This is a genomic window from Streptomyces sp. NPDC002787 (assembly GCF_053592095.1).
Window position 1 is genome coordinate 87,332 of the sequence record NZ_JBSFVC010000027.1, and the last position, 23,133, is coordinate 110,464.

Annotated in this window: 22 protein-coding genes; 6 read left to right on the forward strand and 16 right to left on the reverse strand. The window is 69.9% G+C overall.

The window, feature by feature from the left end; genetic code table 11:
- Nucleotides 1-7: 7 nt before the first annotated feature.
- From ACWD26_RS32645 to rpe, 7 genes are all read right to left on the reverse strand, one after another.
- Nucleotides 8-1,207: an MFS transporter gene (locus ACWD26_RS32645; protein ID WP_451275563.1), complete on the reverse strand. Its 1,200-nt coding sequence runs from the start codon at nt 1,205-1,207 to the stop codon at nt 8-10.
- A 223-nt stretch (nt 1,208-1,430) separates the two neighbouring features.
- Complete coding sequence (locus ACWD26_RS32650) at nt 1,431-1,883, reverse strand: Lrp/AsnC family transcriptional regulator (protein ID WP_302002159.1); 453 nt, start codon at nt 1,881-1,883, stop codon at nt 1,431-1,433.
- A gap of 10 nt (nt 1,884-1,893) precedes the next feature.
- Nucleotides 1,894-3,387 carry an amino acid permease gene (locus tag ACWD26_RS32655; RefSeq protein WP_451275564.1) on the reverse strand — a complete coding sequence of 498 codons (1,494 nt, stop codon included), beginning with the start codon at nt 3,385-3,387 and terminating at the stop codon, nt 1,894-1,896.
- 339 nt (nt 3,388-3,726) lie between these two features.
- Nucleotides 3,727-5,169, reverse strand: a complete 1,443-nt coding sequence (locus ACWD26_RS32660) for a GuaB1 family IMP dehydrogenase-related protein (protein WP_451275565.1) — start codon at nt 5,167-5,169, stop codon at nt 3,727-3,729.
- Between the two features lie 159 nt (nt 5,170-5,328).
- Entirely contained in the window at nt 5,329-5,682 is a 354-nt protein-coding gene (locus tag ACWD26_RS32665) for a barstar family protein (protein WP_451275566.1), read from the reverse strand.
- A gap of 206 nt (nt 5,683-5,888) precedes the next feature.
- Nucleotides 5,889-6,932, reverse strand: coding sequence for a sugar-binding transcriptional regulator (locus ACWD26_RS32670; RefSeq protein WP_451275567.1), 1,044 nt, complete (start codon nt 6,930-6,932; stop codon nt 5,889-5,891).
- 137 nt (nt 6,933-7,069) lie between these two features.
- Nucleotides 7,070-7,756, reverse strand: a complete 687-nt coding sequence (rpe, locus tag ACWD26_RS32675; protein WP_451275568.1) for a ribulose-phosphate 3-epimerase — start codon at nt 7,754-7,756, stop codon at nt 7,070-7,072.
- Between the two features lie 162 nt (nt 7,757-7,918).
- Here rpe and ACWD26_RS32680 point away from each other — a divergent pair, with 162 nt between their 5' ends.
- The 4 genes from ACWD26_RS32680 (at nt 7,919) to ACWD26_RS32695 (ending at nt 11,274) form a co-directional block, all read left to right on the forward strand.
- A complete protein-coding gene (locus ACWD26_RS32680) occupies nt 7,919-10,054 on the forward strand; it encodes an MMPL family transporter (protein ID WP_451275569.1) in 2,136 nt (711 codons plus the stop codon).
- Between the two features lie 74 nt (nt 10,055-10,128).
- Nucleotides 10,129-10,377 carry a hypothetical protein gene (locus ACWD26_RS32685; protein WP_451275570.1) on the forward strand — a complete coding sequence of 83 codons (249 nt, stop codon included), beginning with the start codon at nt 10,129-10,131 and terminating at the stop codon, nt 10,375-10,377.
- A 328-nt stretch (nt 10,378-10,705) separates the two neighbouring features.
- Nucleotides 10,706-10,963 carry a hypothetical protein gene (locus ACWD26_RS32690; protein ID WP_451275571.1) on the forward strand — a complete coding sequence of 86 codons (258 nt, stop codon included), beginning with the start codon at nt 10,706-10,708 and terminating at the stop codon, nt 10,961-10,963.
- Between the two features lie 17 nt (nt 10,964-10,980).
- On the forward strand, nt 10,981-11,274 hold the full coding sequence (locus tag ACWD26_RS32695) for a hypothetical protein (protein WP_451275572.1): 294 nt from the start codon (nt 10,981-10,983) through the stop codon (nt 11,272-11,274).
- Nucleotides 11,275-11,988: 714 nt separating this feature from the next.
- On the opposite strand, the gene ACWD26_RS32700 is transcribed toward ACWD26_RS32695, so the two are convergent.
- Together ACWD26_RS32700 and ACWD26_RS32705 are read right to left on the reverse strand one after the other, a co-directional pair.
- Nucleotides 11,989-13,002 carry an NADP-dependent oxidoreductase gene (locus ACWD26_RS32700; RefSeq protein WP_451275573.1) on the reverse strand — a complete coding sequence of 338 codons (1,014 nt, stop codon included), beginning with the start codon at nt 13,000-13,002 and terminating at the stop codon, nt 11,989-11,991.
- Between the two features lie 76 nt (nt 13,003-13,078).
- On the reverse strand, nt 13,079-13,990 hold the full coding sequence (locus ACWD26_RS32705; protein ID WP_451275574.1) for an alpha/beta hydrolase: 912 nt from the start codon (nt 13,988-13,990) through the stop codon (nt 13,079-13,081).
- A 121-nt stretch (nt 13,991-14,111) separates the two neighbouring features.
- Here ACWD26_RS32705 and ACWD26_RS32710 point away from each other — a divergent pair, with 121 nt between their 5' ends.
- Nucleotides 14,112-14,621 (forward strand): winged helix-turn-helix transcriptional regulator, encoded by a 510-nt coding sequence (locus ACWD26_RS32710; RefSeq protein WP_451275575.1) that lies wholly within the window; start codon nt 14,112-14,114, stop codon nt 14,619-14,621.
- 239 nt (nt 14,622-14,860) lie between these two features.
- Here the strand turns inward: ACWD26_RS32710 and lpdA are convergent, their stop codons facing one another.
- The 7 genes from lpdA to fmt all read right to left on the reverse strand — a co-directional run bounded on the left by lpdA (nt 14,861) and on the right by fmt (nt 21,966).
- Nucleotides 14,861-16,273, reverse strand: a complete 1,413-nt coding sequence (gene lpdA, locus ACWD26_RS32715; protein ID WP_451275576.1) for a dihydrolipoyl dehydrogenase — start codon at nt 16,271-16,273, stop codon at nt 14,861-14,863.
- 229 nt (nt 16,274-16,502) lie between these two features.
- Nucleotides 16,503-17,105 carry a hypothetical protein gene (locus ACWD26_RS32720; protein ID WP_451275577.1) on the reverse strand — a complete coding sequence of 201 codons (603 nt, stop codon included), beginning with the start codon at nt 17,103-17,105 and terminating at the stop codon, nt 16,503-16,505.
- Nucleotides 17,106-17,190: 85 nt separating this feature from the next.
- Entirely contained in the window at nt 17,191-18,249 is a 1,059-nt protein-coding gene (locus tag ACWD26_RS32725) for an LLM class flavin-dependent oxidoreductase (protein ID WP_451275578.1), read from the reverse strand.
- A complete protein-coding gene (locus ACWD26_RS32730) occupies nt 18,249-18,779 on the reverse strand; it encodes an SRPBCC family protein (RefSeq protein ID WP_451275579.1) in 531 nt (176 codons plus the stop codon). Before ACWD26_RS32730 ends, ACWD26_RS32725 begins: the two co-directional genes overlap by 1 nt.
- Before the next feature lie 124 nt (nt 18,780-18,903).
- Nucleotides 18,904-19,401 carry a winged helix-turn-helix transcriptional regulator gene (locus ACWD26_RS32735; protein ID WP_451275580.1) on the reverse strand — a complete coding sequence of 166 codons (498 nt, stop codon included), beginning with the start codon at nt 19,399-19,401 and terminating at the stop codon, nt 18,904-18,906.
- Between the two features lie 82 nt (nt 19,402-19,483).
- A complete protein-coding gene (locus ACWD26_RS32740; RefSeq protein ID WP_451275581.1) occupies nt 19,484-20,914 on the reverse strand; it encodes an RsmB/NOP family class I SAM-dependent RNA methyltransferase in 1,431 nt (476 codons plus the stop codon).
- 119 nt (nt 20,915-21,033) lie between these two features.
- Nucleotides 21,034-21,966 carry a methionyl-tRNA formyltransferase gene (fmt, locus tag ACWD26_RS32745; RefSeq protein WP_451275582.1) on the reverse strand — a complete coding sequence of 311 codons (933 nt, stop codon included), beginning with the start codon at nt 21,964-21,966 and terminating at the stop codon, nt 21,034-21,036.
- A 452-nt stretch (nt 21,967-22,418) separates the two neighbouring features.
- On the opposite strand from fmt, the gene ACWD26_RS32750 reads away from it, so the two are divergent.
- Nucleotides 22,419-22,997, forward strand: coding sequence for a hypothetical protein (locus ACWD26_RS32750; protein WP_451275583.1), 579 nt, complete (start codon nt 22,419-22,421; stop codon nt 22,995-22,997).
- Nucleotides 22,998-23,133: the final 136 nt, after the last annotated feature.

Consider the following 23,133-nt stretch of genomic DNA (forward strand, 5'->3'; position numbering starts at 1 on the left):
CCCGCCCCTAGGCGCCCCTCCGCACCACCAACACGCTCGCCGTCACCAGATACGGCACCGCGAACACGGCGAACACCACCCCGTGCGCATGGGAGGCGCCGATGACGGCGTACGCGGCGAAGGCAGCGACCGTCGCCGTCTCGGTCCCCATGCTCGCGACGGACGTCAGCGTCGCCCGCCGAGCCGCCTCGATCCGGTCCTGCAGTCGCGCGTCAGCGAGAACGTTGACCAGCTGGAAGCCGCCGAAGGCGACAGCGACAAGACCGACGCCGGCCGGAGTGCCCATCAGCGACCCCACGGCCATCGCGAACGCGCACCCCGCGAGCACCACCCCCATCCCGGCCGGGCTCAGCCGCTCCGCCACTCCGGTCAGCAGACTGCCGATCGCCGGCCCCACCCAGATCACCAGCAGCAGATACGGAACCGTCTGCTCGGCCACCCCGGTGTCCCGGACCAGCAACGGCGTGTACTCGTCGAGCGCGCCCCAGACCGCGCCGACGGCCGGAACGAGCAGCAGCGCCCCGCGTACGGACCGGTTCCGGCGGGCCTCGGCGAGCCCGGCCCGCAGCGTGGTGAGCGTGGAGTCCCGTTCCTCGGTGGGAGTCACCGATTCCCGGTGCTCGGGGAAGCGCGTCGCCACCACCGAGGTCAGCACACAGACCAGCACACTCGCCGCCCCCACGGCCGGGTAGCCGCCGAGGTCGAGCACCGGCCCGGCCAGCCCCATGGCGGCCATGACGGCGACCATCCCGACCGCCTGGGCCCGACCGATGACGCGGGCGTACCGGTCCGCGGCGCCCAGCCGGTCCAGCTCGTCGTAGACCAGCGCTTCCAGCGCACCGGAGCCGAGGGCGCCGCGCACCCCCCAGAGGACGAAGCCGAGGGCGAAGGCCCAGTACGACGGGACGATCACCCAGAGGGCGAAGCCGACGGCGGTGAGCAACGGCCCCAGCCACAGCAGCAGCCGCCGGGAAACGGCATCGGCCAAGGCACCGGAGGGGACCTCCAGCAGAATCCCGGTGATGGACCACAGGGCGAACAGTGACGAGACCTGCCAGATCGACAGACCGGTGTCGCTGAACAGCAGCGCGTACACCGGGTAGAGCAGCACGAAGTCGTCGAGGAACGCGTAACCGTACAGCGTGGCCGTCAGCCGCCGGACACCGATGGTCCCGGCGCTCGGCGGACGCGCAGGTGAAAGAGTCATGAGGCCTTCCCGCAGGAGCGATTCGGACGTCGGACACACGACGCCCGAGGCGGCCCTCGGGAGGCACGACTGGTGGATCAATGTCGCCAGGTCATAGCACCGATCATAGGCGCTGGGTGTACTGGCCGGGGGCGACTTCTCAGCCGCCGACCAGCGACAAAGGGACGCGGGGAACCGCGCGGCCGGCCACGACGAACCCGCAGCCGCCCGGCGCCCCGAGCTCCTAGGCGGGCGACCCGGAAGAAAAGCGCCGCAACAAGGGCGACAGCACGAGCACGGACTTCGTCCGTTCGACGAACGGCTCCCCGGCGATCCGCTCCAGCACCCGCTCGAAGTGCCGCATGTCCGAGGCGAACACCTGCACGACGGCATCGGCCTCCCCCGTGACCGTGGACGCCGCGACGACCTCCTGATACCGCTCCAGCCCCCGCTGGATCGTCTCCGGCGAGGTGTTCCGCCGGCAGTAGATCTCGACGAACCCCTCGGTCTCCCACCCGAGCGCGGCCGGGTCCACCCGTACGGTGAATCCGGTGATCGCCCCGGTCGCCCGCAGCCGGTCCACCCGGCGCTTGACCGCGGGCGCGGACAGCCCGACCAGTTGGCCTATGTCGGCGTAGGAGCGGCGGGCGTCCTCGGCGAGGGCGTGCACGATGCGTTCGTCGAGATCGTTCAGCACTGCGGGTGGATCACTTCTCTGGAGTCGAGGGCGATGACGGAGTCGCGGCGGCCGCGAGACGGGAGCGGCGATAGCCGTAACTGAAGTAGAACACGAGCCCGACGGCCATCCAGACCCCGAAGACGACCCAGGTGACGGTGTCGAGGCTGCCCATCATCCAGACACAGAACCCGAATCCCAGCGCGGGCAGCACCGGCGACAACGGCACACGGAACGTCCGCGGCATGTCCGGCCGGGTCCGCCGCAGCACCACGACCGCCACGTTGACCAGCGCGAACGCGAACAAGGTACCGATGCTCGTGGCGTCGGCGAGCTGCCCCAACGGGATCGCGGCGGCGAGGACACCGCAGAACAGCGAGACGATCACGGTGTTGACGCGCGGCGTCCCGGTCCTCGGGTGGACACGCGAGAACACCTTGGGCACGAGCCCGTCCCGGGACATGGCGAACAGGATGCGGGTCTGCCCGTACAGCACGGTCAGCACGACACTCGCGATGGCGATGACGGCGCCGGCCGCGAGCAGCGTCCCCCAGAACGCGTCCCCGGTGACGTCCTTCATGATCCCGGCGAGCGCGGCCTCGGACTCGCCGAACCGCTCCCAGGGCCGCGCCCCGATCGCGACGGCGGCGACCAGCACGTACAGCGCGGTCACGATGACCAGCGAGAGCATGATCGCGCGCGGCAGATCGCGCTGTGCGTTCTTCGCCTCCTCACCGGCGGTCGAGGCGGCGTCGAACCCGATGTACGAGAAGAAGAGCGTGGCCCCGGCCGCGCTGACGCCCGCCATGCCGAGGGGCATGAAGTTCTCGTAGTTGCCGGACCGGAAGCCCTGCAGACCGATGAGGCAGAAGAGCAGCAGAGCGGCGATCTTCACCACGACCATGATCGTGTTGGCCCGGGCGGACTCCCGGGCGCCGCCCAGCAGAAAGGCCATCGCGAGCAGCACCACGATCAGCGCGGGCAGATTGAAGATGCCGCCGTCACCGGGCGGCGCGGAGAGCGCGGCCGGAATGGTCACGCCGATGGTTCCGTCGAGCAGTTCGTTGAGGTACTCGCCCCAGCCGACCGCGACGGCCGACACGGACACGCCGTACTCCAGCACGAGACACCAGCCGCAGACCCACGCGACCAGCTCCCCCATGGTTGCGTACGCGTACGAGTACGAGGACCCGGAGACCGGGATGGTGCCGGCCAGCTCCGCGTACGACAGGGCCGAGAACAGCGCGGTGAGACCGGCGATCACGAAGGAGAGGGTGACGGCGGGTCCGGCCTTGGGGACCGCCTCGCCGAGGACGACGAAGATGCCGGTGCCGAGCGTGGCACCGATGCTGATCATCGTCAGCTGCCACAGCCCGAGGGACCGTCGCAGCGACCCTCCCTCCCCCTGGCCGCCCTCCGCGACCAGGCGTTCCACGGGCTTGCGGCGCATCAGCCGCGCCCCGACGCCTCCGGGCGGCGGGGCGGGCCGACTCTCGTTCTGCGGGGGTGCGCCTTGGTCGAGCACGCGTGGCTCCTTCATCGCTGCCGGTCAGGGCGGGGTGAGGACCGACAGCACCGAACAGCAGGGGGCCACCGAGCAGGAGGTCCCCGCCACGCCACGTACAGCGCATGACCCTATGGGCCAGAGCTTCGCGAGCGTAATGCGGCAACCTTGCGCACTCCCGCAAGATCGTTGCGTGCATCGGGCCAGGGCGCAGCTTCGTTGCACGACCCGTTCGGTCTGTTGCGCGTACTGTCGGAAAAGGGTGAACGGCACCATGGTCAGGGGCGCGGTGAGCCGCGCGGACGACCACGACGAACCCGCACCCGCCAACTCACCGTTCGCCCCGAGCTCGAAGGCGCCCTAACTCCAGCTGGCGTGCAGCGGCTTGCCCTCCGCATACCCAGCCGCACTCTGGATCCCCACCACGGCCCGCTCGGCGAACTCCTCCAGAGACCCGGCCCCCGCATAGGTGCAGGAGGACCGCACCCCCGCGATGACCGAGTCGATCAGGTCCTCCACCCCGGGCCGCGCCGGATCCAGGAACATCCGCGAGGTCGAGATGCCCTCCTCGAACAGCGCCTTGCGTGCCCGGTCGTACGCCGACTCCTCGCTCGTACGGTTGCGCACGGCCCGCGCGGAAGCCATCCCGAACGACTCCTTGTACAGCCGCCCGCCGGCGTCCTGCTGAAGGTCCCCCGGCGACTCGTACGTCCCCGCGAACCAGGACCCGACCATCACGTTCGACGCACCCGCCGCCAACGCCATGGCGACATCGCGGGGGTGCCGCACGCCACCGTCGGCCCACACGTGCTTCCCGTACTTCTTGGCCTCGGCCGCGCACTCCAGGACGGCGGAGAACTGCGGCCGCCCGACCCCGGTCATCATGCGGGTCGTGCACATCGCACCCGGTCCGACACCGACCTTGACGATGTCCGCGCCCGCCTCGATCAGATCCCGCACACCCTCGGCGGCGACGATGTTGCCCGCGACGATCGGCACCCGGGGGTCGAGGTCGCGCACCAGCTTGACGGCGCTGATCATCGACTCCTGGTGGCCGTGCGCGGTGTCGATGACGAGCGTGTCGATGCCCGCGTCGAGCAGTTGCTGGGCCTTGTCCGCGAAGTCGCCGTTGATGCCGACGGCGGCGGCGACGCGCAGCTTGCCGTCGGCGTCGACGGCGGGGCTGTACAGGGTGGCGCGGAGCGCGCCCTTGCGGGTGAGGATGCCGGCGAGGCGGCCTTCCTTGTCGACGGCGGGCGCGTACCGGCGGTTGGCCGCGTCGAGCCGGTTGAATGCCTCACGGGGGTCGATGTCGGCGTCGAAGAGCAACAGGTCCTTGGACATGACGACTTCGAGCTGGGTGAAGCGGTCGACGCCGCTCAGGTCCGCGTCGGTGACGACACCGACGGGCCGCAGACCCTCGTCGACGACGACGCCCGCGTTGTGCGCCCGCTTCGGCAGCAGGGCCAGCGCGTCGGCGACCGTCTGGTGCGGGTTCAGCACGATCGGGGTGTCGAGGACGAGGTGGCGGCTCTTCACCCAGGAGATGACGTCGGTGACGACCTCGATCGGGATGTCCTGCGGGATGACCACCAGGCCACCGCGGCGGGCGACCGTCTCGGCCATGCGGCGGCCGGCGATGGCGGTCATGTTCGCGACGACGAGCGGGATGGTGGTGCCCGTACCGTCCGGGGAGGCCAGGTCGACGCCCTGCCGCGATCCGACGGCGCTACGGCTCGGGACCATGAAGACGTCGTCGTACGTCAGGTCGTACGCGGGCTGGATGTCATTGAGGAAACGCACGTGCCGCACATCCCAGTCGTTCAGAGGTGACCCCCTGACAGGACCGTCAGGGGGAAGAGCACGTACTTCATTGTCCCATGTCGGCGGGTACGAGCGGCCCCGACGGATCATCCAGAGGACCCCCGGGCGGCCTCGGAGGATCCTCCGAGGCCGCACGCGCTAGGCGGCCCCGCCCAGCGCCAGCACGACCTTCAGTTCGGTCGCGGTGCCGTTCCAGTGGTCGACGGCCTCGGTGAACACCTCCTGCGCCATGCTCCAGTCGTTCGGCACGGCCAGGGCGAACTCCCGCCAGCCGGAGATCACGACCAGCCGGCCCCGTACGGGCGGCGCCCAGGACAGGTCGGTGAGGCAGTCGGCGAGGGCGTCCCAGTTGCGGCCGAAGTGGTCGGGCAGGTCGAGGGCGCGGGCGCAGCGGTCCATGAAGGCGGGCTTGGCGGTGACGCCCGCGAGGTCCAGTTCGATGTGTGCCCAGCCGCCGACGGCCAGCGCTTCCGCGAGCGTGGCGTCAGTCATGTGAGTACCGTCCCGGTCGAGTCGTAGTGATCACCGATGTAGCACACCACGCCGTACGGGTCCGCCGGGCCGGGACGCGCCCCGAAGGGATGCGCCCCTGCCCGGCGGACCCGCGGCGATGCACACACCCGGCTCCGCGGACGCATCCCGTCAGCAGCCATCGCGGAGCGCCGCGTCGGTCACTCGCGGAGCGCCGGAGCGCCCCGTCAGGGCCCGTCCGGGTCCGCCCGGTTGAGCGCCGGACGCGGCGTCTGACCGGCCGTCAGCAGGTAGTCCGCCGCGGAGGTGTCGGTGACGAGGCTGGTGACCAGCCCCGACCGCAGCACGGCGTCGATCGCGGCCGCCTTGCGCTGCCCGCCCGCGATCGCGACGACCTCGGGGATACGGCGGAGCTGGTCGGCCTTGACCGTGATGCACCGCTCGCCGAGATCGCGCCCCACCCGGCGACCGTCGGCGTCGAAGAGGTGCGCGGACATCTCGGCGGCGACACCGAGGGAGGCGTAGTGGCCCCGTTCCTCGTCGCTGAGCATGTCGTGCACCGTGGAGATGCCCGCCTCCCAGGAGCCGATGGAGACACAGGCGACGGTGACCTTGTCGAAGTACTCGAAGGCCCGGGCGATCCCGGTCTGGTGGCGCAGCGCGGCCGCGGTGGCCGCGTCCGGCAGCAGCATCGGCGCGTAGATGGGGTGGGCGTCGCCGCCCGACACCTGCGCGGCCCGCCGTACGGCCTCCACCGAGCCGCGCTCGGCGGTCCCGGCGTCGTACACACCCGTCAGCTGCACCACGGTGCAGGGCGGCAGCCGGTCCAGGGCGGCCGCCATGTGGATGGTGGAGCGCCCCCAGGCGAGACCGAGGACGTCGCCCTCGTTGACCAGTTCGCCGAGCAGGTCCGCCGCCACCTCGCCGAGGTTCTCCGGGTCGGGCGACTCCTGGGCCTCGGCCGGGGATTCGACGACCACGGCGTGCCTGAGGCCGTAGCGGGCGCGCAGCGCGTCGGAGCGCTCCGCGTCCAGTTCCGCGGGGACGCGGATCTCGATGCGTACGAGATCCCGTTCGAGGGCGGTCTCCAGAACTCGGGCCACCTTGAAGCGGCTCACGCCGAACTCCTCGGCGATCTGGATCTTGGACTTGCCCTCGAGGTAGAAGCGGCGGGCCATGGCCGCCGCCTGAACCAGCTCAGCGGGTCCCATCCGCATGGCTGACCGGCCCGCCGACATACCCGACACGGCCATCTCCTCACTGCTCTTCACACATGGATACGCCGTTCATCCTTGCAGATCCGGCGTTTTCGATCAGCCCGATGGGGCGCCGTTCACGTTCCCTTGGCCCTCTGGTCGCACGACGTGCCCCGCCCGCCTCGGCGATCGCACCTCCGCACCTCCTTGACTCAGTGGCCGCAGGCCCAGCCGGCGGTTGCCGTCGTGGCGTCCGCCTGGGCCCGCAGTGCGCGCACCGCCTCGGCCGGGTCCTCGGCCCCGTACACCGCGGAACCGGCGACGAAGACGTCGGCGCCCGCCTCGGCGCAGCGCTCGATGGTGGACGCGGCGACCCCGCCGTCGACCTGGAGCCACAGGTCGAGTCCGTGCTTGCTGATCAACTCGCGGGTCCGGCGGATCTTGGGGAGCATGATGTCGAGAAAGGCCTGGCCTCCGAAGCCCGGTTCGACCGTCATGATCAGCACCATGTCGAGTTCGGGCAGCAGGTCCTCGTACGGCTCGATCGGCGTCGCCGGCCTGAGTGCCATGGAGGCCCTTGCGCCCTTGGCCCGGATCTCGCGGGCGAGCCGCACCGGTGCGGCGGCCGCCTCGACATGGAAGGTGACGGAACCGGCACCCGCTTCCACGTACTGGGGCGCCCACCGATCGGGGGCCTCGATCATCAGATGGCAGTCCAACGGCGTCTGCGTCGCACGGGCCAGGGACTCCACGACCGGCACACCGAGCGTGAGGTTCGGGACGAAATGGTTGTCCATCACGTCCACATGGAGCCAGTCGGCGCCTTCGACCGCCTTCGCCTCGTCGGCGAGACGGGCGAAGTCGGCGGACAGGATGCTTGGGTTGATCTGCGCGGCCATGGACCAAGCCTGCCATGCCCGCCAGGTGTCGCGGGCATCGGTCTCGGGTCGGGACGCTGGTATCTCGGCTGCTGACCGTCGGTGGCTCCGCCGCGCCCACGCGACGGAGCCGCACATGACACAGTCCCGCGCCCCTGACGGGGCGCGTCACCAGGAGCGGCCATGACAGCGAACCGGGGCATCGGGCATCTCGTCTGTGGGCGGCGCGCCAAGTGGGTCGTGCTGGTGCTGTGGCTGGTGGTGCTGTTCCTGACCGCCCCATTCGCCTCGAAGCTCACCGACGCCCAGGACAACGACGCGGCCTCCTGGCTGCCGGGCTCGGCCGAGTCCACCCAGGTCCTGGAGCTCTCCGAGGGCTTCCGGCCCGAGCAGATCCCCGCGGTGGTCGTCTACGCCCGCGAGAGCGGCCTCACGGCCGAGGACCGGACGCGGATCGAGGCGGACGTACGGGAGCTCAGGCAGCTGACCGACCACGGGATCATCGGCTCCCAGACGCGCGGTCCCGTCCACGACCGTGAAACCGGCCCCAGGGCCGCCCAGGTCTACGTGCCGATCACGATGGGCGAGAAGGGCTGGGAGCGGATCGCGCCGGCGGTCGACTCGATCCGGGACGACGTGGGGGAGGGCGGCGGCGGTCTCGCCGTGCACATCACGGGTCCGGGCGGCACGTCCGCCGACTTCTCCGAGGCGTTCGAGGGCATCGACTCCACGCTGCTGATGTCGGCGATGGCCGTGGTCATCGTGATGCTCCTGCTCACCTACCGCAGTCCGACCCTGATCCTGGTCCCGCTGATCGCGGTCGTCGCCGCCCTGTTCACGGCCCAGGCCCTGATCTATCTGCTGGCGGAGCACACCGGCTTGACCGTGAACGGCCAGAGCGCGGGCATCCTCACCGTCCTCGTCTTCGGCGCGGGCACCGACTACGCCCTGCTGCTCGTCGCCCGCTACCGCGAGGAACTGCGCCGCCACGAGGACCGCCACGAGGCGATGGCCCTGGCCCTGCACCGCGCGGGCCCGGCGGTGCTGGCGTCCGGTGCCACGGTCGTCCTCAGCATGCTGGTGCTGTTGGCCGCCGAGATGAACTCGACGAGCGGTCTGGGCCCGGTCGCCGCCATCGGCGTCGCCGTCGCCCTGCTCGCGATGATGACCCTGTTCCCCGCCCTGCTGGTGATCTTCGGCCGCTGGATCTTCTGGCCGGTCATTCCCCACCTCGGGACCCCCGACCCGACCGAGCGCGGTGTGTGGGCCCGCATGGGACGCCGTTTCAGCCGCCGGCCCCGCATGGTCTGGGTCGCCACGGCGGCCGCCCTCGCCCTGTGCTCGCTGGGTCTGATCCAGCTGCGCGCGGAAGGCATCAGCAACGCGGACGCCTTCACCGGCGAGCCGGACTCGATCGTCGGCCAGGAGGTCTCCGCACGCTACTTCCCGGCGGGCAGCGGCGACCCCCTCGTGATCATCAGCAACCAGGCGCAGGCGCGGCAGGTGGGCCGCGTGGTCGCCGACACCGAAGGCGTCGTGGCGGACTCGCTCGGCCTGCCACCCGGCACGAAGCCCGCCCACGAGGGCAAGGTCCTCTTCGAGGCCACCATGTCCGACCCCTCCGACAGCGCGGCCGCGAAGCAGACCGTGGAACGCGTCCGGGACGCCGTCCACGACGTGCCGGACGCCGACGCCCGGGTGGGCGGCGGTACCGCGGCCCTGCTGGACATGGACGAGGCGACCACCCACGACAACATCCTGATCATCCCGCTGGTGCTGGTCGTGGTCCTGCTGATCCTCTGTGTCCTGCTCCGCGCCCTGATCGCCCCGCTCCTGCTGATCGGGACGGTGATCCTGTCCTTCGCCGCCGCGCTGGGCATCAGCGCGCTCGCCTTCAGACACCTCTTCGACTACGCGGGCGAGTCGACCGACTTCCCGCTGTTCGTCTTCGTCTTCCTGGTCGCCCTGGGCATCGACTACAACATCTTCCTGACCACCCGCATCCGCGAGGAGGCCGCCCACCAGGGCACCCGCAAGGGTGTGGTGACGGGCCTCGCGGCGACGGGCGCGGTGATCACCTCGGCCGGTCTGGTCCTCGCCGGCACCTTCGCCGCCCTCGGCACCCTCCCGATGGTCGCCTTCGCCGAGATCGGCTTCGCGGTCGCCCTGGGCGTCCTCCTGGACACCTTCGTCGTGCGGTCCGTGCTGGTCACGGCACTGTTCCTGGACGTAGGACCGAAGGTGTGGTGGCCCCACCGCCTGGCCCACGAGGACGGGGGCGCCACACCGCCGGAGGAACCGGCGAAGAGCACGGCGTAACGTGTAGGTTCTCGAATCCGCTGACCAATCGCACCCCGCCTACCTGCACTGATCAGTCGCGTCTCAGTAGTGCCATGAGCAGTTCGCCTCACGGTCATGTGTTCGGACGAGCGGACCTTCGGAGGGAGAGCACGAAGCGCCTGGTGATCACCTCGTACAACGTCGCCGCCGACGACGTCTACCTCTTCCGGACCCTGCATCTGCCCGCCCTCAAGCGCGACTGGCGGGAACAGGCCGTGAACGTTGCACTGGCCACCTACGCCGCTCCGACCTACCTTCCCGGGATGTCCCTGGACGGGCACGGCTCATCGACGGCGGGGTAGGGGCGAACAACGGCCAGGGTCACACCGATGGCCCCGACAGCCTCGAACCCGCCGCCGCTGCTGGACTCTGGAGTATCCGGGATTCCGTCTCGACGTCCTGCCGGCCATCCCGGACGAGAAACATCCGCCCACCGGTATCCGCCTGACGGACAAGGAGCTGTGGGAGTGGCAGCGCGGCAACCCCCGCGGATATGCGGCCTGGTTCCACAAGCGCTCGGAGCTGTCTCGCAAGATCCTCGAAAAGCGGCACGTCAACGTCGCCGACGTCCCTACCCGGCAGACCCGAAGCCCGCTGCAGCGGGTCGTCCAGATCCTCAAGTGGCACTGCATGGTCATGTTCGCCGACGACACCGACAACCGGCCCCCGTCCATCCTCATCACGACGCTCGCCGGACGCGCCTACACCGGCGAGGAGGACCTGTTCACCGCAGTACGCAGCGTGCTGGACGGCATGCCGCGCTACATCGAGAAGAGCGGCGACGAGTGGTGGGTGCCCAACCCGGCACGCGGAGCACATGGGCACCGCCGCCCACCAGCGGATGGGCGCCACCGGCCTGCTCTCCCCGTACGCGAACGGTCCCCGTAAGCGGGACCACACCTTCTATGGCCAGCATTCCGCCGCGCGCGATCAACCTCGGCCTGCAGCTCGCCTCGATCAAGGCACTTCTTCCCGAGGCACAGGGAACCGTGCACGGCGGCGAACTCGTCTGCGCTGTTCCCCTGCAGCCCACTCCCGCTAACAGGCGCTACATGGTGCGGATCACGTACCGGCACCGGCACCGGCCACGCGTGACGATCACCGGCCCGCCCCTGCCCCTGCATCCGCGCGCCACGGCCCTGCCGCACATTTACCCCTACGGTGACCTGTGCCTGCAGCCGGACGAGCTGCGCTGCTGAGCAGAGTCACCCTTCACATCGAAGAACAACGGCAGTGCGGTAAGGGCCGTACGCCTCAAGACCAAGGCCAGTTACGCAACCTTGCCGGTGGATCGCTTCCTGCTCGAGCGGCTGGCACCGCACATGTCACGGTTCTCTGAGCCGGAACCCGTCTCGCCGGGTGCCGAACGCCGCCGCCGGCACGCGGTTACGTCGAGCCGCTGGACGAGGGTCTGATCGTAACGAACCGCCACGGCCGACCTGTACTGCCCGGCGACTTCCACCAGAAGTGGCGAAAGGCCGTGAAGCAAGCCGGGCTTCGGACAGAACACGCTTCCACGACCTCAAGCACATACACACCACCATGCTCGGCCTGCACCACCACGCTCAGCGGCTCCGACAAGCACGACTCGAAGACCGTGCAAGCGCTCTCCCGGCACGCCCAATTCTCCGAGACCTGGGACACCTGCGTCCACCCACCCTTCGCTGTGGAAGAGGTCCCGGTCACAGTGTTCGGATCCGCGATCTCACACGTGGACACGCCGACGGCCGCACTGCGCAATGGGGCAATCCTTGTTGCTCGCGCACCTGCTCCCTGCAGGGGCCGTTCAGAGGGGGGAGACTAGCCCCAGGTAGTCGGCGAACCGCGGAGCGACCGTCCCTGTTCGCCGGAGTACGTAGCCGTTGTCTGCCCGCCAGGCGGCGGACGCCTGTCTGCCAACTCCTGCCGTACCCTCAATCGTTGTCGGGCACCATCGACACCACGACCTTGCCGGCCTTGGTGCGGCCCTGCTCGACGTACGCCATCGCCTCGAGCGTCTGGTCGAACGGGAAGGTCCGATCGATGACGGGGCGGAGCTTCCCGCTGTCGTAGAGAGCACCGAGCTCACGCAGCTGGGAGCCGTTGGCCTGCATGAAGAAGAACTGGTAACGCACGCCCAGTGACTTGGCCTGCTTACGCACCTTGCGGCTGAGCGTGTTCATGACCAGGCCCATGAACGAGGGGGCGCCGAGCTGCTTGGCGAACCCGGCGTCCGGCGGGCCGACAACACTGATGGCCAGGCCGCCGGGCTTCAGCACGGTCAGCGACTTCTCCAGGTTCGCCCCGCCCACGGAGTCCAGCACCAGATCGTAGCCGGACAGCACCTTCGAGAAGTCCTCCTTGGTGTAGTCGACGACCACGTCGGCGCCGAGGCTTCTGACCAGCTTCTCGGAATCGGCGCCGGCGGTCGTCGCCACGGTGGCTCCGAGGTGCTTGGCGAGTTGGACGGCCGTGGATCCGAGGCCGCCGGCACCGGCGTGGATGAGCACCTTCTGGCCCTGCTTCACAGCTGCACGGTCGACGAGAGCCTGCCAGGCGGCCAGGGCCACCAGCGGCACTGAGGCCGCCTCCTGGAGGGTGAGCGAGGCCGGTTTGGGCGCGACGTCGTCCTGGTCGATCGCGATGAACTCCGCGAAGCCTCCGATCCGCAGATCGCGCGGACGGGCGTAGACCTCGTCGCCGACCTTGAAGCCGCGTACGGCGGAGCCGACCCGCGTCACGACCCCGGCCACGTCGTGGCCGAGCACGAACGGAGCCTTGTACTTCAGGAGCTGCTTGAACTCCCCGTTGCGGATCATCTTGTCCAGCGGGTTGATACTGCTGGCGCTCACTCTGACCAGCACGTCGCGGTCCCCGACGATGGGCTCCGGCACCTCTGCGGCGCGCGCGCCGTCCTTGCCGTACTTCTCGACGACGAATGCCTTCATGTCAGTCAGCCTTCTGCGTGATCTTTTTCGGGGGTTTCTTCACGGTGGGTGCGTTTGTTCGGGCAGCTGGTGCGTTTCAGTTGCCGAGGTGCCGGCGGAGCCACTGACCCATCTGCTGGATCGCCTGGTCCACCTCGGGCACGCGCCCCGCGCCCAGGATGAAGGAGTGCTGCCCTTCAGGCATGGGGTGGACTTCGGAGGTGATCTTGAAGTCCGCAAGTCGGCGGCCGAGGTCGGCGCCGTCGTCGGCGAGGGTTTCGTACTCGCCGTAGTGGACGGTGGTGGGGGGCAGACCGGTGAGGTCGGCGTTGGCGATGCTGATGCGGGGGTCGGCGAAGTCGAGGCCGGGTTCCTGCAGCCAGGCGGCGCGGAAGAGTTCGAGGGTGGTCCTGCTGAGCATCTTGTCGTTGTCCTCGTTCTCGTCCACCGACGCGTTCTGGATGGTGAGGTCCGTCCACGGCGAGATGCTGACGATTGCGCCGGGGGTGGCCTCGCCGTTGGCGAGGAGGCGCAGCGGCAGCATGACGGCGAGGGTGCCGCCGATCGAGTGGCCGGTGCTGCCGATGTTGCGGGGCTCGTAGCCCTGGGAAAGCAGCCAGCGGTAGGCGGTCTCGGCGTCGTCGAGCTGCGCGGGGTACGGGTGCTCGGGTGCCAGGCGGAAGTCGACGACGAGGGAGCGGACCCCGGCCGCCTTGGCGATGTGGCCGGCGGCCTTGCGGTCGGAGTGCATCGAGGCGGCGACCGAGCCGCCGAAGTGGAAGTGGAGCAGCGCCTTGCCGGGGTCGGCGCCTTCGGGGATGGCCCAGAGGGCGGGTACGCCGCCTGCGTCAACCTCGGCGTAGGTGACCCCTTCCGGCTCCGCGGACGCCTTGTGGTTGGAGTCGACGATGTCGCGGATGACGGCCAGGTCGAGACCCGGCGTGGACGACTTCGCGCTCACGCCGGCGAGGAACTCTGCGAACTCGTGTGCTTGCCGGCTGACTGCCATGGTGGCGCTCCTTGTGCGGGGGTCGCGTCCGTGTTCGGTGCGCGGCGAGGTTGGTGTGCTGGTGTCGACGCTACCGCGCTGAGTATAGAAAAGTAAACTCAGCTGCGGTTAGTATCACCACATGGATGCATTGAGCGAGGCACTGGCAGACACCGGCCTGGACCCCCGACTCGACCGGGACACGTCGAACTGCTCGATCGCCCGGACCCTGGAGATCGTGGGCGAGAAGTGGACGATCCTGATCCTGCGCGAGGTCTGGTACGGCTCGTCCCGCTTCAGTGACTTCGAACGCGTCCTGGGCTGTCCCCGCAACCTCCTCGCCACCCGGCTACGCATGCTCGTGGAGGAAGGGATCCTGGCCACCGAGACCTACAAGGAACCCGGCGCGCGCAGCCGGCCCAAGTACGTGATCACGCCCAAGGGCATGGACCTGGTGCCCGCCGTGTTGGGGCTCCTGCAGTGGGGCGACCGTTACCGCGCAGACCCGGAAGGACCGGCCATGCTGACACGACACCGCGGATGCGGCGCCCACGTCCACACCCAGATCCGCTGCTCAGAAGGCCACCCCGTCCAGGCCGGTGACGTCGAAAGCATCCCCGGCCCCGGGTTCCGCATGAAACAGGCCCAGTGAGATCTTCCCCTGCGCCGACGGTGCGGGCAGGACTGCATCCCGAGGACTGTGCACTGCGAAGTCCCCGGTAGACGGTGCCACCACCCAGCCCGCACCTTGCACCTGCGTTAGGTGACGATCCCGCCCTCCGACGCATGGGAAGGCATGGCACCCCATCTCCGCTGCCTCGCGCACAGTGCGGGGGAATGGGCAGCGCACCCGGGCCGTACCCACGCCGTGGCCCAGGTGTGCGCCGCCCCCTACATGTTGATCATGTGGCCGGCGAGCCCGTGGACCGCTTCCTTGACGGCCTCGCCCAGGGTGGGGTGGGCATGGACGTTGCGCGCGACCTCGTGGACGGTGAGGTCCCACTGCTGGGCCAGAGTCAGTTCGGGCAGCAGCTCGGTGACGTCGGGGCCGATGAGGTGGCCGCCGAGGAGCTCGCCGTACTTGGCGTCGCTGATCAGCTTCACGAAGCCGGTCGCATCGCCCAGGCCATGGGCCTTGGCGTTCGCCGTGAACGGGAACTTCGCCACCTGGACGTCGAAGCCCTTCTCCGTCGCCTGCGCCTCGGTATAGCCGAAGCTGGCGATCTGGGGCTGACAGAAGGTGGCCCGCGGGATCATCACGTAGTCCAGCTCCATGGTCTCCGCGCCCGCGAGCGTCTCGGCGGCGACCACGCCCATCGCTTCTGCGGCGTGCGCGAGCATCAGCTTCGCCGTGACGTCCCCGATGGCGTAGATGTGGGGGACGGAGGTGCGGCAGCGGCCGTCGACGTCGATGGCGCCTCGCTCGGTGACCCGGACTCCCGTGTTCTCCAGTCCGTAGCCGGTGACGTTCGGCGCGAAGCCGATCGCCTGCAGGACCTTGTCGGCCTCCAGGACCCGCTGAGTGCCGTCCTTCCCGGTGACCGTGACCCGCACCTGCGGACCGGACTCGTCGATCGACGCGACGCGGGTCGAGGTGAGGACGTCGATGCCCAACTTCCGGTACTGCTTGGCGAGTTCGGCGGACACCTCGGCATCCTCCAGCGGGGCGACGCGGTCCAGGAACTCGACGATCGTCACCTTCACGCCGTAGTTGTGCAGGACGTAGGCGAACTCGATGCCGATGGCCCCGGCACCCGCGATGACGATCGACTGCGGGAGGTCCTCGGCGAGGATCTGTTCCTCGAACGTCACCACGCGCGCGCTGCGCTTGGTGCCGGGCAGCAGCTTGGGGGTCGCCCCGGCGGCGATGACGCAGTTCTCGAAGCCGATCGTGCGGGTGTTGCCGTCGTAGTCGGCCACCTCGATCGTGTGGGCGTCGAGGAACGTCCCGCGGCCGCTGATCTCCGTGATCTTGTTCTTCTTCATCAGGTAGTGGACGCCCTTGACCCGGCCGTCCGCGACCTTGCGGCTGCGGCGGTAGGCCTCCCCGTAGTCGAAGGAGACCTCGCCATCGACCTTGATGCCGAAGGTCTTCGCCTCGCGCGTGAAGACGTGCGCGAGTTCGGCATTGCGCAACAGGGCCTTGGTGGGGATGCAGCCCACGTTCAGGCAGACGCCGCCCCAGTACTTCTCCTCGACGACCGCGACGCTCTTGCCCAGCTGGGCGGCCCGGATGGCGGCCACGTACCCGCCGGGGCCGGCGCCGAGAACGACGACGTCGAAGCGCTCACCCTGCTCCTCCATGGACTGTTCCTTTCCGCTGAGGCGGCCGGCCTCCGCTGAGGGGCCGACCCGCTCCCGATCGAAAAACCTGTTTTGTTCACCTATTCAACAGCGACGGCTTCCGTCGCCGCCCGCCTCAGCACACCGCTGCAGGACGAGGAGGGCGACCACATCGTCGACCGCCTCGGGAGCAGTCACCTGGACCTCCGCTTCAGCGTTCCGATGCCGTGATCTATGCCCTGGTGGACCATCATCGAGGGCGGGCCGACGCCTCGGCGACCTCGTGTACACCAGCCTCGGCTGCACCGAGCGTGAGAGTCTCGAGCCCGAAGGCCGCGACCGGGCCGCGTGCGCCGGGCTTGAGAACGGCATCCGGTGCCGCCGCGTGGACCGCGCCCCACGCCAGGAGGGCGCCTGTCATCTCATACGGATCGGGCCCCGTAAGAGCTGTCGAGGCCAGCGGCCGGCCGGAAGTGTCGCGGGCAACGGCGATCACCAGGGAACGGCCGTCGCTGTCCGGCTCGCGACCCGATCCGGGGAGCCGCTCCGACAGCCTCGTCACCGCAGCCCGCACCTTCGCCGACCGCAGCAAGGGTGCCTGGAGCAGGGCAGCGATCTGTTGTGCGACCTCCAGCGCGAGCTGACTACGACGGACTGCAGGCCGCCGAGGCCAAAGGCAATCGGCTCCGCCGTCGCCCTCCCGCGCTTTCACTACGACGTCTCGCCCACCGACCAGCCGCAGCCCGAACACCGCCGACAGCGACCGCCTCCCGAACAGCACGCTGACCGGCTCGTTCCCCAATTGGTCCACACACCAGCCGACCAGCCAGCCGGGCAGGTCATCCGACGTCATAGCGACGGCTGTGCCCTGTGCACCGAACCAAGCAATAGCGATCGGACGCGCCACGACACCCCGGCGCGCCTATGCGGCCAGAGCATTAGCGTGCCGCCTCGTCCTCGATATCGCGGACCAATTCGATGGCCCGACCCAGCGTGGCGAGCCGGGCGTCGAGGGTCTCTCCGGCGGGATAGAAGCGAACGGTGTCGACTCCGGCAGCGCGCCACACGCGCAGCCGCTCGCGCACCATGTCCTCGGTTCCGATCAGCGTGGTCGCCAGCACCATCTCGTCGGTGACCAGGCCGGCCGCGCCGTCCCGGTCCCCGGCCTGCCAGCGCGTCCGAACCTCCGCCGCCACCTCGGCCCAACCCTGACGGCTGTAGGCGTTGTTGTAGAAGTTCGTGTTCGCGGAGCCCATACCGCCCAGACTGAAGGCCAGCTCCTTCTTGCGTCCGGCCACCATCGCGCGCAGCTCGTCCTCGTCGACGGCGAAGGCGACCTCGGCGCCCTGGCAGATGTCGAGGTCCACCCGCTTGCGACCGGCCGCGGCAAGCCCCGCGTCCAGGTGATCGAAGTACGCCTCACGCGCGCCCTCGGGCACGAAACTGGTGCCCAGCCAGCCGTCGGCGATCTCCCCGGTCAACTGGAGCATCTTCGGCGAGAGGGTCGCCAGGTAGACGGGGATGTCGTGCTCGGCGCGCATCGACAGACGCATCGGCTTCGCCTCCCCGGGCAGCGGAATCTGGAACTCCCGGCCCAGGTGGGAGACCTTCTCCCCCGAGGCAGCCTGGCGCACGATCTCGACGGTCTCGCGCATCCGGGACAGCGGCCGGGCGAACGGTACACCGTGCAATCCTTCGATCACCTGCGGTCCAGAGGGGCCGAGCCCGAGGAGGAAGCGTCCCTGGGAGATCTGCGACAGCGTGATGGCGGCGCGGGCGATGGCCATGGGTGTGCGGGTGCCGAGCTGGATGATTCCTGAGCCGAGCAGCATGCGCTCGGTCTTCGCGGCGAGGTAGCCCAGCGGTGACGGCGCCTCGGAGCCCCAGGCCTCCGCGACCCAGCAGATGTCCAGGCCGAGCCGCTCCGCCTCGGTGACGTAGTCGACGGTCTCCCGCCAGTCGCCCCCGGAGGCCTCGATCGTGGTGGACGTACGCATCAGCGGCTCGCCTCTTCCGACGGAGCACTCTCGGCCAGCTTCTTGATCGCTTCGACAGTGGCGGCCATGCCGGCCTCGAACTCCCGCATCCGCACGAAGACGATCTTCTGTTCCTTCTCCGGCATGCGATCGATGGCGAAGGAGAGGCCCGAACGGGCCGGCCCCATCTGCATCCATTGGCCCAGCAGCGTGCCGCCGTCCTTCGGCGCCAGGGTGAACCGCCAGGTGGCCGTGGGGTGTTGAGGATCCTGGACCGCCCAGGCCAGCACCCTCGGCGGGTCGTACTCGACGATGTGGGAGGTGGTCGCCCACTCCCCCAGCGCGTCGTGCTTGCTGCGGCCGACGAACCGGGCGCCGAGAGCGGGGCCGCTCCGGCCGTCCAGCCATTCCACCGACTGCAGCTCGGCGCTCAGACGCGGCATCAGCTCGATGTCGGCCACCAGTGTCCACACCCGGGCCGGCGGAGCCGCGATCCAGGTGCTGACCTCGGCCGTCGGCTTGTCCGCATAGCGGGCACCCGTCCACTCCATGATCCTGACGCCTCCTTGCCCGTAGCAAGATCCCTTCACCACCAGGAATCTGACCAGTAAAGTTGTGTAGATAGACTCACTTGTCAAGGGCAGACAGGGCTACCCCGAACCCCGGACCGTTGGGTCAGCCCGCGAACCGTTCTCGTACGTTTGGCCGTTCGGCCAGATGCGGCGGATAGCCGGGCCCCATCCGGGAGCGGGTGTTGTCCGCGGTCATCGGCTCTCCGCAGGCGGCGCACACCACCTCGGCATGACTCTCCTGCCCGCACACGTCGTGGTGCACGACCACCGGCGGACCCGCCTCGCCGGCCAGCCAGCGGTCCCCCCACCGGTTCATCACCAGCAGTACGCCGTAGAAGTCGCGCCCCTTCTCGGTGAGCACGTAGTCGTACCGGACCGGCTCCGTCTGGTAAGGCTGCTTCTCCAGCAGCCCCTCCTCCACCAGCCGCCGCAACCGGTCCGTCAGTGTGTTGCGGGCGATCCCCAGCGACTCCTGGAACGCGTCGAAGCGCCGGATTCCGTAGAACGCCTCACGCAGCACCAACGGCGTCCACCAGTCCCCGAGCAAGTCCATGGTCCGCGCGATCGAGCAGGGCCACTGCGCAAAGGATGTCCGCCTCATGACGGCCAGCATACGTTCGTCCGGTCGTGAGACCCAGCAGGTGAGACACCCCGAAACCGTCGATCGACCTGACGGCTGAGGGCTATGCGACCCGGCGAATCAGGGCCAGATACATGGCATCGGTCCCATGCAGATGCGGCCACAGCTGTACGTCGGGGCCCTCGCCGAGCGCCGGTACGCCCTCCAGCAGGGGCCGTGCGTCGACGAGCTCGGCCGCGTCGCCGTACTGCTTGAGCACGTCGTCGACGACCGCGCGGGTCTCGGCGAGATGCGGCGAGCAGGTCGCGTAGCCGACGACACCGCCGACCCGCACGGACTCCAGTGCGGTCCGCAGCAACCCGCGCTGGAGCGGGGCGAACCCCTCCAGGTCCTCGGGCCGTCGCCGCCAACGCGCCTCGGGGCGGCGGCGCAGGGCACCCAGCCCCGTACAGGGCACATCCATCAGCACCCGGTCGAACACGCCTGGCCGCCAAGGGGGACGGGTCCCGTCCGCCGCGATGACCTGATACGGGCCGGGGTTGCCGTGCAGGGCCTTGGCGACCAGCCCCGCCCGGTGCGGCTGCTTCTCGGAGGCGAGGAGCACGGCCCCGCGCTCGGCGGCGAGAGCGGCGAGCAGCGCGGCCTTGCCGCCGGGCCCGGCACACCCGTCGAGCCACGCCTTGTCGGGCCCGTCGAGCGGCGCGTTGGCCAGGGCGAGCGCCACGAGCTGGCTGCCCTCGTCCTGCACACCCGCACGGCCTTCCCGTACGGCGTCGACGGCACCCGGTTCCCCGCCTTCGGCGAGCCGCACGGCGTACGGCGACCAGCGCCCCGCCACCGTGGACTCCTCGCGTAGCAGTTCCTCGGTGGTGGCCCGCCCGGGCCGAGCGACGAGGGTGACCTCGGGCCGCTCGTTGTCGGCCTCCAACAGATCCTCGATCCCGGCCCGTCCGCCACCGAGGGAGTCCCACAACGCGGAGACGACCCATCGGGGATGCGAGTGCACGACGGCGAGGTGATCCTCCGGATCGTCCTCGTAGGGCGGCGCGACCCGCTCCAGCCACCCGTCGAGATCGTGCTGCGCGATCTTGCGCAGCACCGCGTTCACGAACTTGGCCCGCCCGTCCCCGAGTACGACCCGCGCGAGATCGACGGAGGCGGACACGGCGGCGTGGGTGGGAATCCGCGTCCCCAGCAACTGATGCGCGCCGAGGCTCAGCACATCGAGCACCGGCGGGTCAACCTCACGCAACGGCCGGTCCACGCACTCCGCGATGACGGCGTCGTACGTCCCCTGCCGTCGCAGCGTCCCGTAGACCAGCTCGGTCGCCAGCGCCGCGTCGCGCCCGTCGAACTTGTCGGGCCCTTCCTTCTCCCGCGCCCTGCGCAGCAGCGGCGGCAGAACGAGGTTCGCGTACGCGTCCCGTTCGTCCACCGCCCGCAACGCCTCGAAGGCGAGCATGCGGACAGGGTCCTTCTGAGGCCGACGGTACGGCTTGCCCGGCTTACGCGGACGGCTGGACTGCTCACTCACGAAAAAGGTGCTCCGGATACGGGACGAGATACCGAGCCCAGCGTACGCCGTGGGCTGAGGTCGGCCGGGGGCAGCCTGAACGAGGTCCAAGGCCGTCACCGGTGCCTACGCCAACTGTTTCAGGCGCCGAGGGACTCGCCGGAGGAGATGCGCACCCCACGCGCCCAGTCGGCGGCCCGCATCGGCTTCTTGCCCTGCGCCTGCACCCAGAGCAGTTCGACGGCGTACGACCCGGTCCCGACGTACACGTTGTTCTTGCCGACGTCGAGCGCGGCCGGGGCGAGATCGGTCCGCTCGGGCACCGGCACGACGTGGATGAGCTTCAGCCGCTCACCACGGAACATGGTCCAGGCCCCCGGCGCGGGCGTACACCCCCGCACGACCCGGTCCACGCGCAACGCGGGCGTGGCCCAGTCGATCCGGGCGTCCTCCACCGTGATCTTCGGCGCGAGGGTGATCCCCTCTGCGGGCTGCGGCACGGCCTTCAGCGAACCGTCCTCGATCCCGTCCATCGTGGCGGCCAGCAGCCCGGCCCCCGCGAAGGCGAGCCGGGTCAGCAGGTCACCACTGGTGTCCGTCGCCCGGATCTCCTCGGTGACCGTCCCGTACACGGGCCCGGAGTCGAGCCCCTCCTCGATCAGGAACGTGGACGCCCCGGTGATCTCGTCCCCCGCCATGATCGAGTGCTGCACGGGCGCGGCACCCCGCCACGCGGGCAGCAGGGAGAAGTGCAGATTGACCCAGCCATGGGCGGGCACATCGAGGGCGACCCGGGGCAGCAGGGCCCCGTACGCGACGACGGGGCAGCAGTCGGGAGCGATCTCCCGGAGCCGTGCGAGGAACTCCTCGTCCCGGGGGCGGTTCGGCTTCAGCACCTCGATGCCCGCCTCCTCCGCCCGCTGCGCCACCGGGCTCGCGACCAGCCGCCGTCCCCTCCCCGCAGGCGCGTCCGGCCGCGTGACGACAGCGGCCACCTCGTGCCTCCCCGACGTCAGCAACGCGTCCAGCGCGGGGACAGCGACCTCTGGGGTACCAGCGAAGACAAGCTTCATGAATAACTGACGGCCTCTCGAACAGAACTCCAACGCCCCACGCACCCGACACGGGACAACACCCCAGTCTATGTTCCTCGCACCCACCGAGGCCGGGACTGCACCACCACAACGGCCGCAGGCCCGGACGACAACGCACGGCGGCCGCACGCCGGTACGACAACCCGCGGCCGCCGCAGGCCTGACGAGGTCACAGCCGCCAACGGCGAAGCACCCCCAAGGGAGACCCGTACCTGTCAGCCGGCTCGCACGGGCGGTGCGCGGGTGCGAGACCCCTGTCAAAGCCCAGCGGCAGCGGGGGCGCACCCCCACGCGCGCGCCCCGCGCATATGCCGCCACGCCCCCACACCGTGACCAGCGGAGCGAATTCGCGTTGGTCAAGAAAGAGTTGACACTACGGGCCGCAATCGCGGCACATCCCTTTCTTCAACGCCGGTTCGAGAGGCTTGTTCATGGCCGACCACGCAACCCACGACGCCCAGGCTCGGGCCAGCCTGCACTTGCTGGTGCGGGACATCGAGCGGGTCCGCCGGCAGGTGGACGCACTGCGGACCCTCACCGCCCAGTTGGGCAACGTCTACCGCCCGCGCCGCTCCGGCCCCTCCACGGGCTTCGTCGTCTACGGACGCGCCCCCGCCCCGACCGTCCGCCTCGCCCAGGAGCTGCGGGACAGTGTCGAGACCCTGGTCACGGCCGCCGTGGACTTCGACCGCTCACTCGGTTTCTCGTGGGACGCGGTGGGCTCGGCCCTCGGAGTCACCAAACAGGCCGTACACCGCCGTTACGGCGCCCGCCGCGCCGCCGCCCAGGCCGCGGCGGAAGCGGAACGCACGGGAGAGCCCCAGGGCACCCGCACCGTCAACGTCGGCCCCGGCCTGCCCGCGGTGCCCACCGTCCCCGCGGCCCGCTCGGTGCCGACGCAGATGCCCGCGCAGATGCCCGCGCACATGCCGGCCCAGCCCACAGCGGGCAGCCCCACACTTCGCGACGAGGTGAGACCCACGGTCTTCCCCGGCCCACGCAACGGCTGACCGAGACCCGCTGACTGCCTCCCGGCCCTCAACCGGGAGGCAGTCGCATGCCAGAGACGCCCAGCAGCCTCAGCCGCCCCGGCCCCCAGTCCCCAGTCCCCACGGCCGTACCCACACGCACGCCAGGCACCCCACA

Coding starts and splice junctions, on each gene's coding strand:
- ACWD26_RS32645 (WP_451275563.1), bottom strand. CDS start 1,207: ATGACTCTTTCACCTGCGCGTCCGCCGAGCGCCGGGACCATCGGTGTC.
- ACWD26_RS32665 (WP_451275566.1), bottom strand. CDS start 5,682: ATGACTGACGCCACGCTCGCGGAAGCGCTGGCCGTCGGCGGCTGGGCA.
- rpe (WP_451275568.1), bottom strand. CDS start 7,756: ATGGCCGCGCAGATCAACCCAAGCATCCTGTCCGCCGACTTCGCCCGT.
- ACWD26_RS32680 (WP_451275569.1), top strand. CDS start 7,919: ATGACAGCGAACCGGGGCATCGGGCATCTCGTCTGTGGGCGGCGCGCC.
- ACWD26_RS32685 (WP_451275570.1), top strand. CDS start 10,129: ATGAGCAGTTCGCCTCACGGTCATGTGTTCGGACGAGCGGACCTTCGG.
- ACWD26_RS32690 (WP_451275571.1), top strand. CDS start 10,706: ATGGTCATGTTCGCCGACGACACCGACAACCGGCCCCCGTCCATCCTC.
- ACWD26_RS32695 (WP_451275572.1), top strand. CDS start 10,981: ATGGCCAGCATTCCGCCGCGCGCGATCAACCTCGGCCTGCAGCTCGCC.
- ACWD26_RS32700 (WP_451275573.1), bottom strand. CDS start 13,002: ATGAAGGCATTCGTCGTCGAGAAGTACGGCAAGGACGGCGCGCGCGCC.
- ACWD26_RS32705 (WP_451275574.1), bottom strand. CDS start 13,990: ATGGCAGTCAGCCGGCAAGCACACGAGTTCGCAGAGTTCCTCGCCGGC.
- ACWD26_RS32710 (WP_451275575.1), top strand. CDS start 14,112: ATGGATGCATTGAGCGAGGCACTGGCAGACACCGGCCTGGACCCCCGA.
- lpdA (WP_451275576.1), bottom strand. CDS start 16,273: ATGGAGGAGCAGGGTGAGCGCTTCGACGTCGTCGTTCTCGGCGCCGGC.
- ACWD26_RS32720 (WP_451275577.1), bottom strand. CDS start 17,105: ATGACGTCGGATGACCTGCCCGGCTGGCTGGTCGGCTGGTGTGTGGAC.
- ACWD26_RS32725 (WP_451275578.1), bottom strand. CDS start 18,249: ATGCGTACGTCCACCACGATCGAGGCCTCCGGGGGCGACTGGCGGGAG.
- ACWD26_RS32730 (WP_451275579.1), bottom strand. CDS start 18,779: ATGGAGTGGACGGGTGCCCGCTATGCGGACAAGCCGACGGCCGAGGTC.
- ACWD26_RS32735 (WP_451275580.1), bottom strand. CDS start 19,401: ATGAGGCGGACATCCTTTGCGCAGTGGCCCTGCTCGATCGCGCGGACC.
- fmt (WP_451275582.1), bottom strand. CDS start 21,966: ATGAAGCTTGTCTTCGCTGGTACCCCAGAGGTCGCTGTCCCCGCGCTG.
- ACWD26_RS32750 (WP_451275583.1), top strand. CDS start 22,419: ATGGCCGACCACGCAACCCACGACGCCCAGGCTCGGGCCAGCCTGCAC.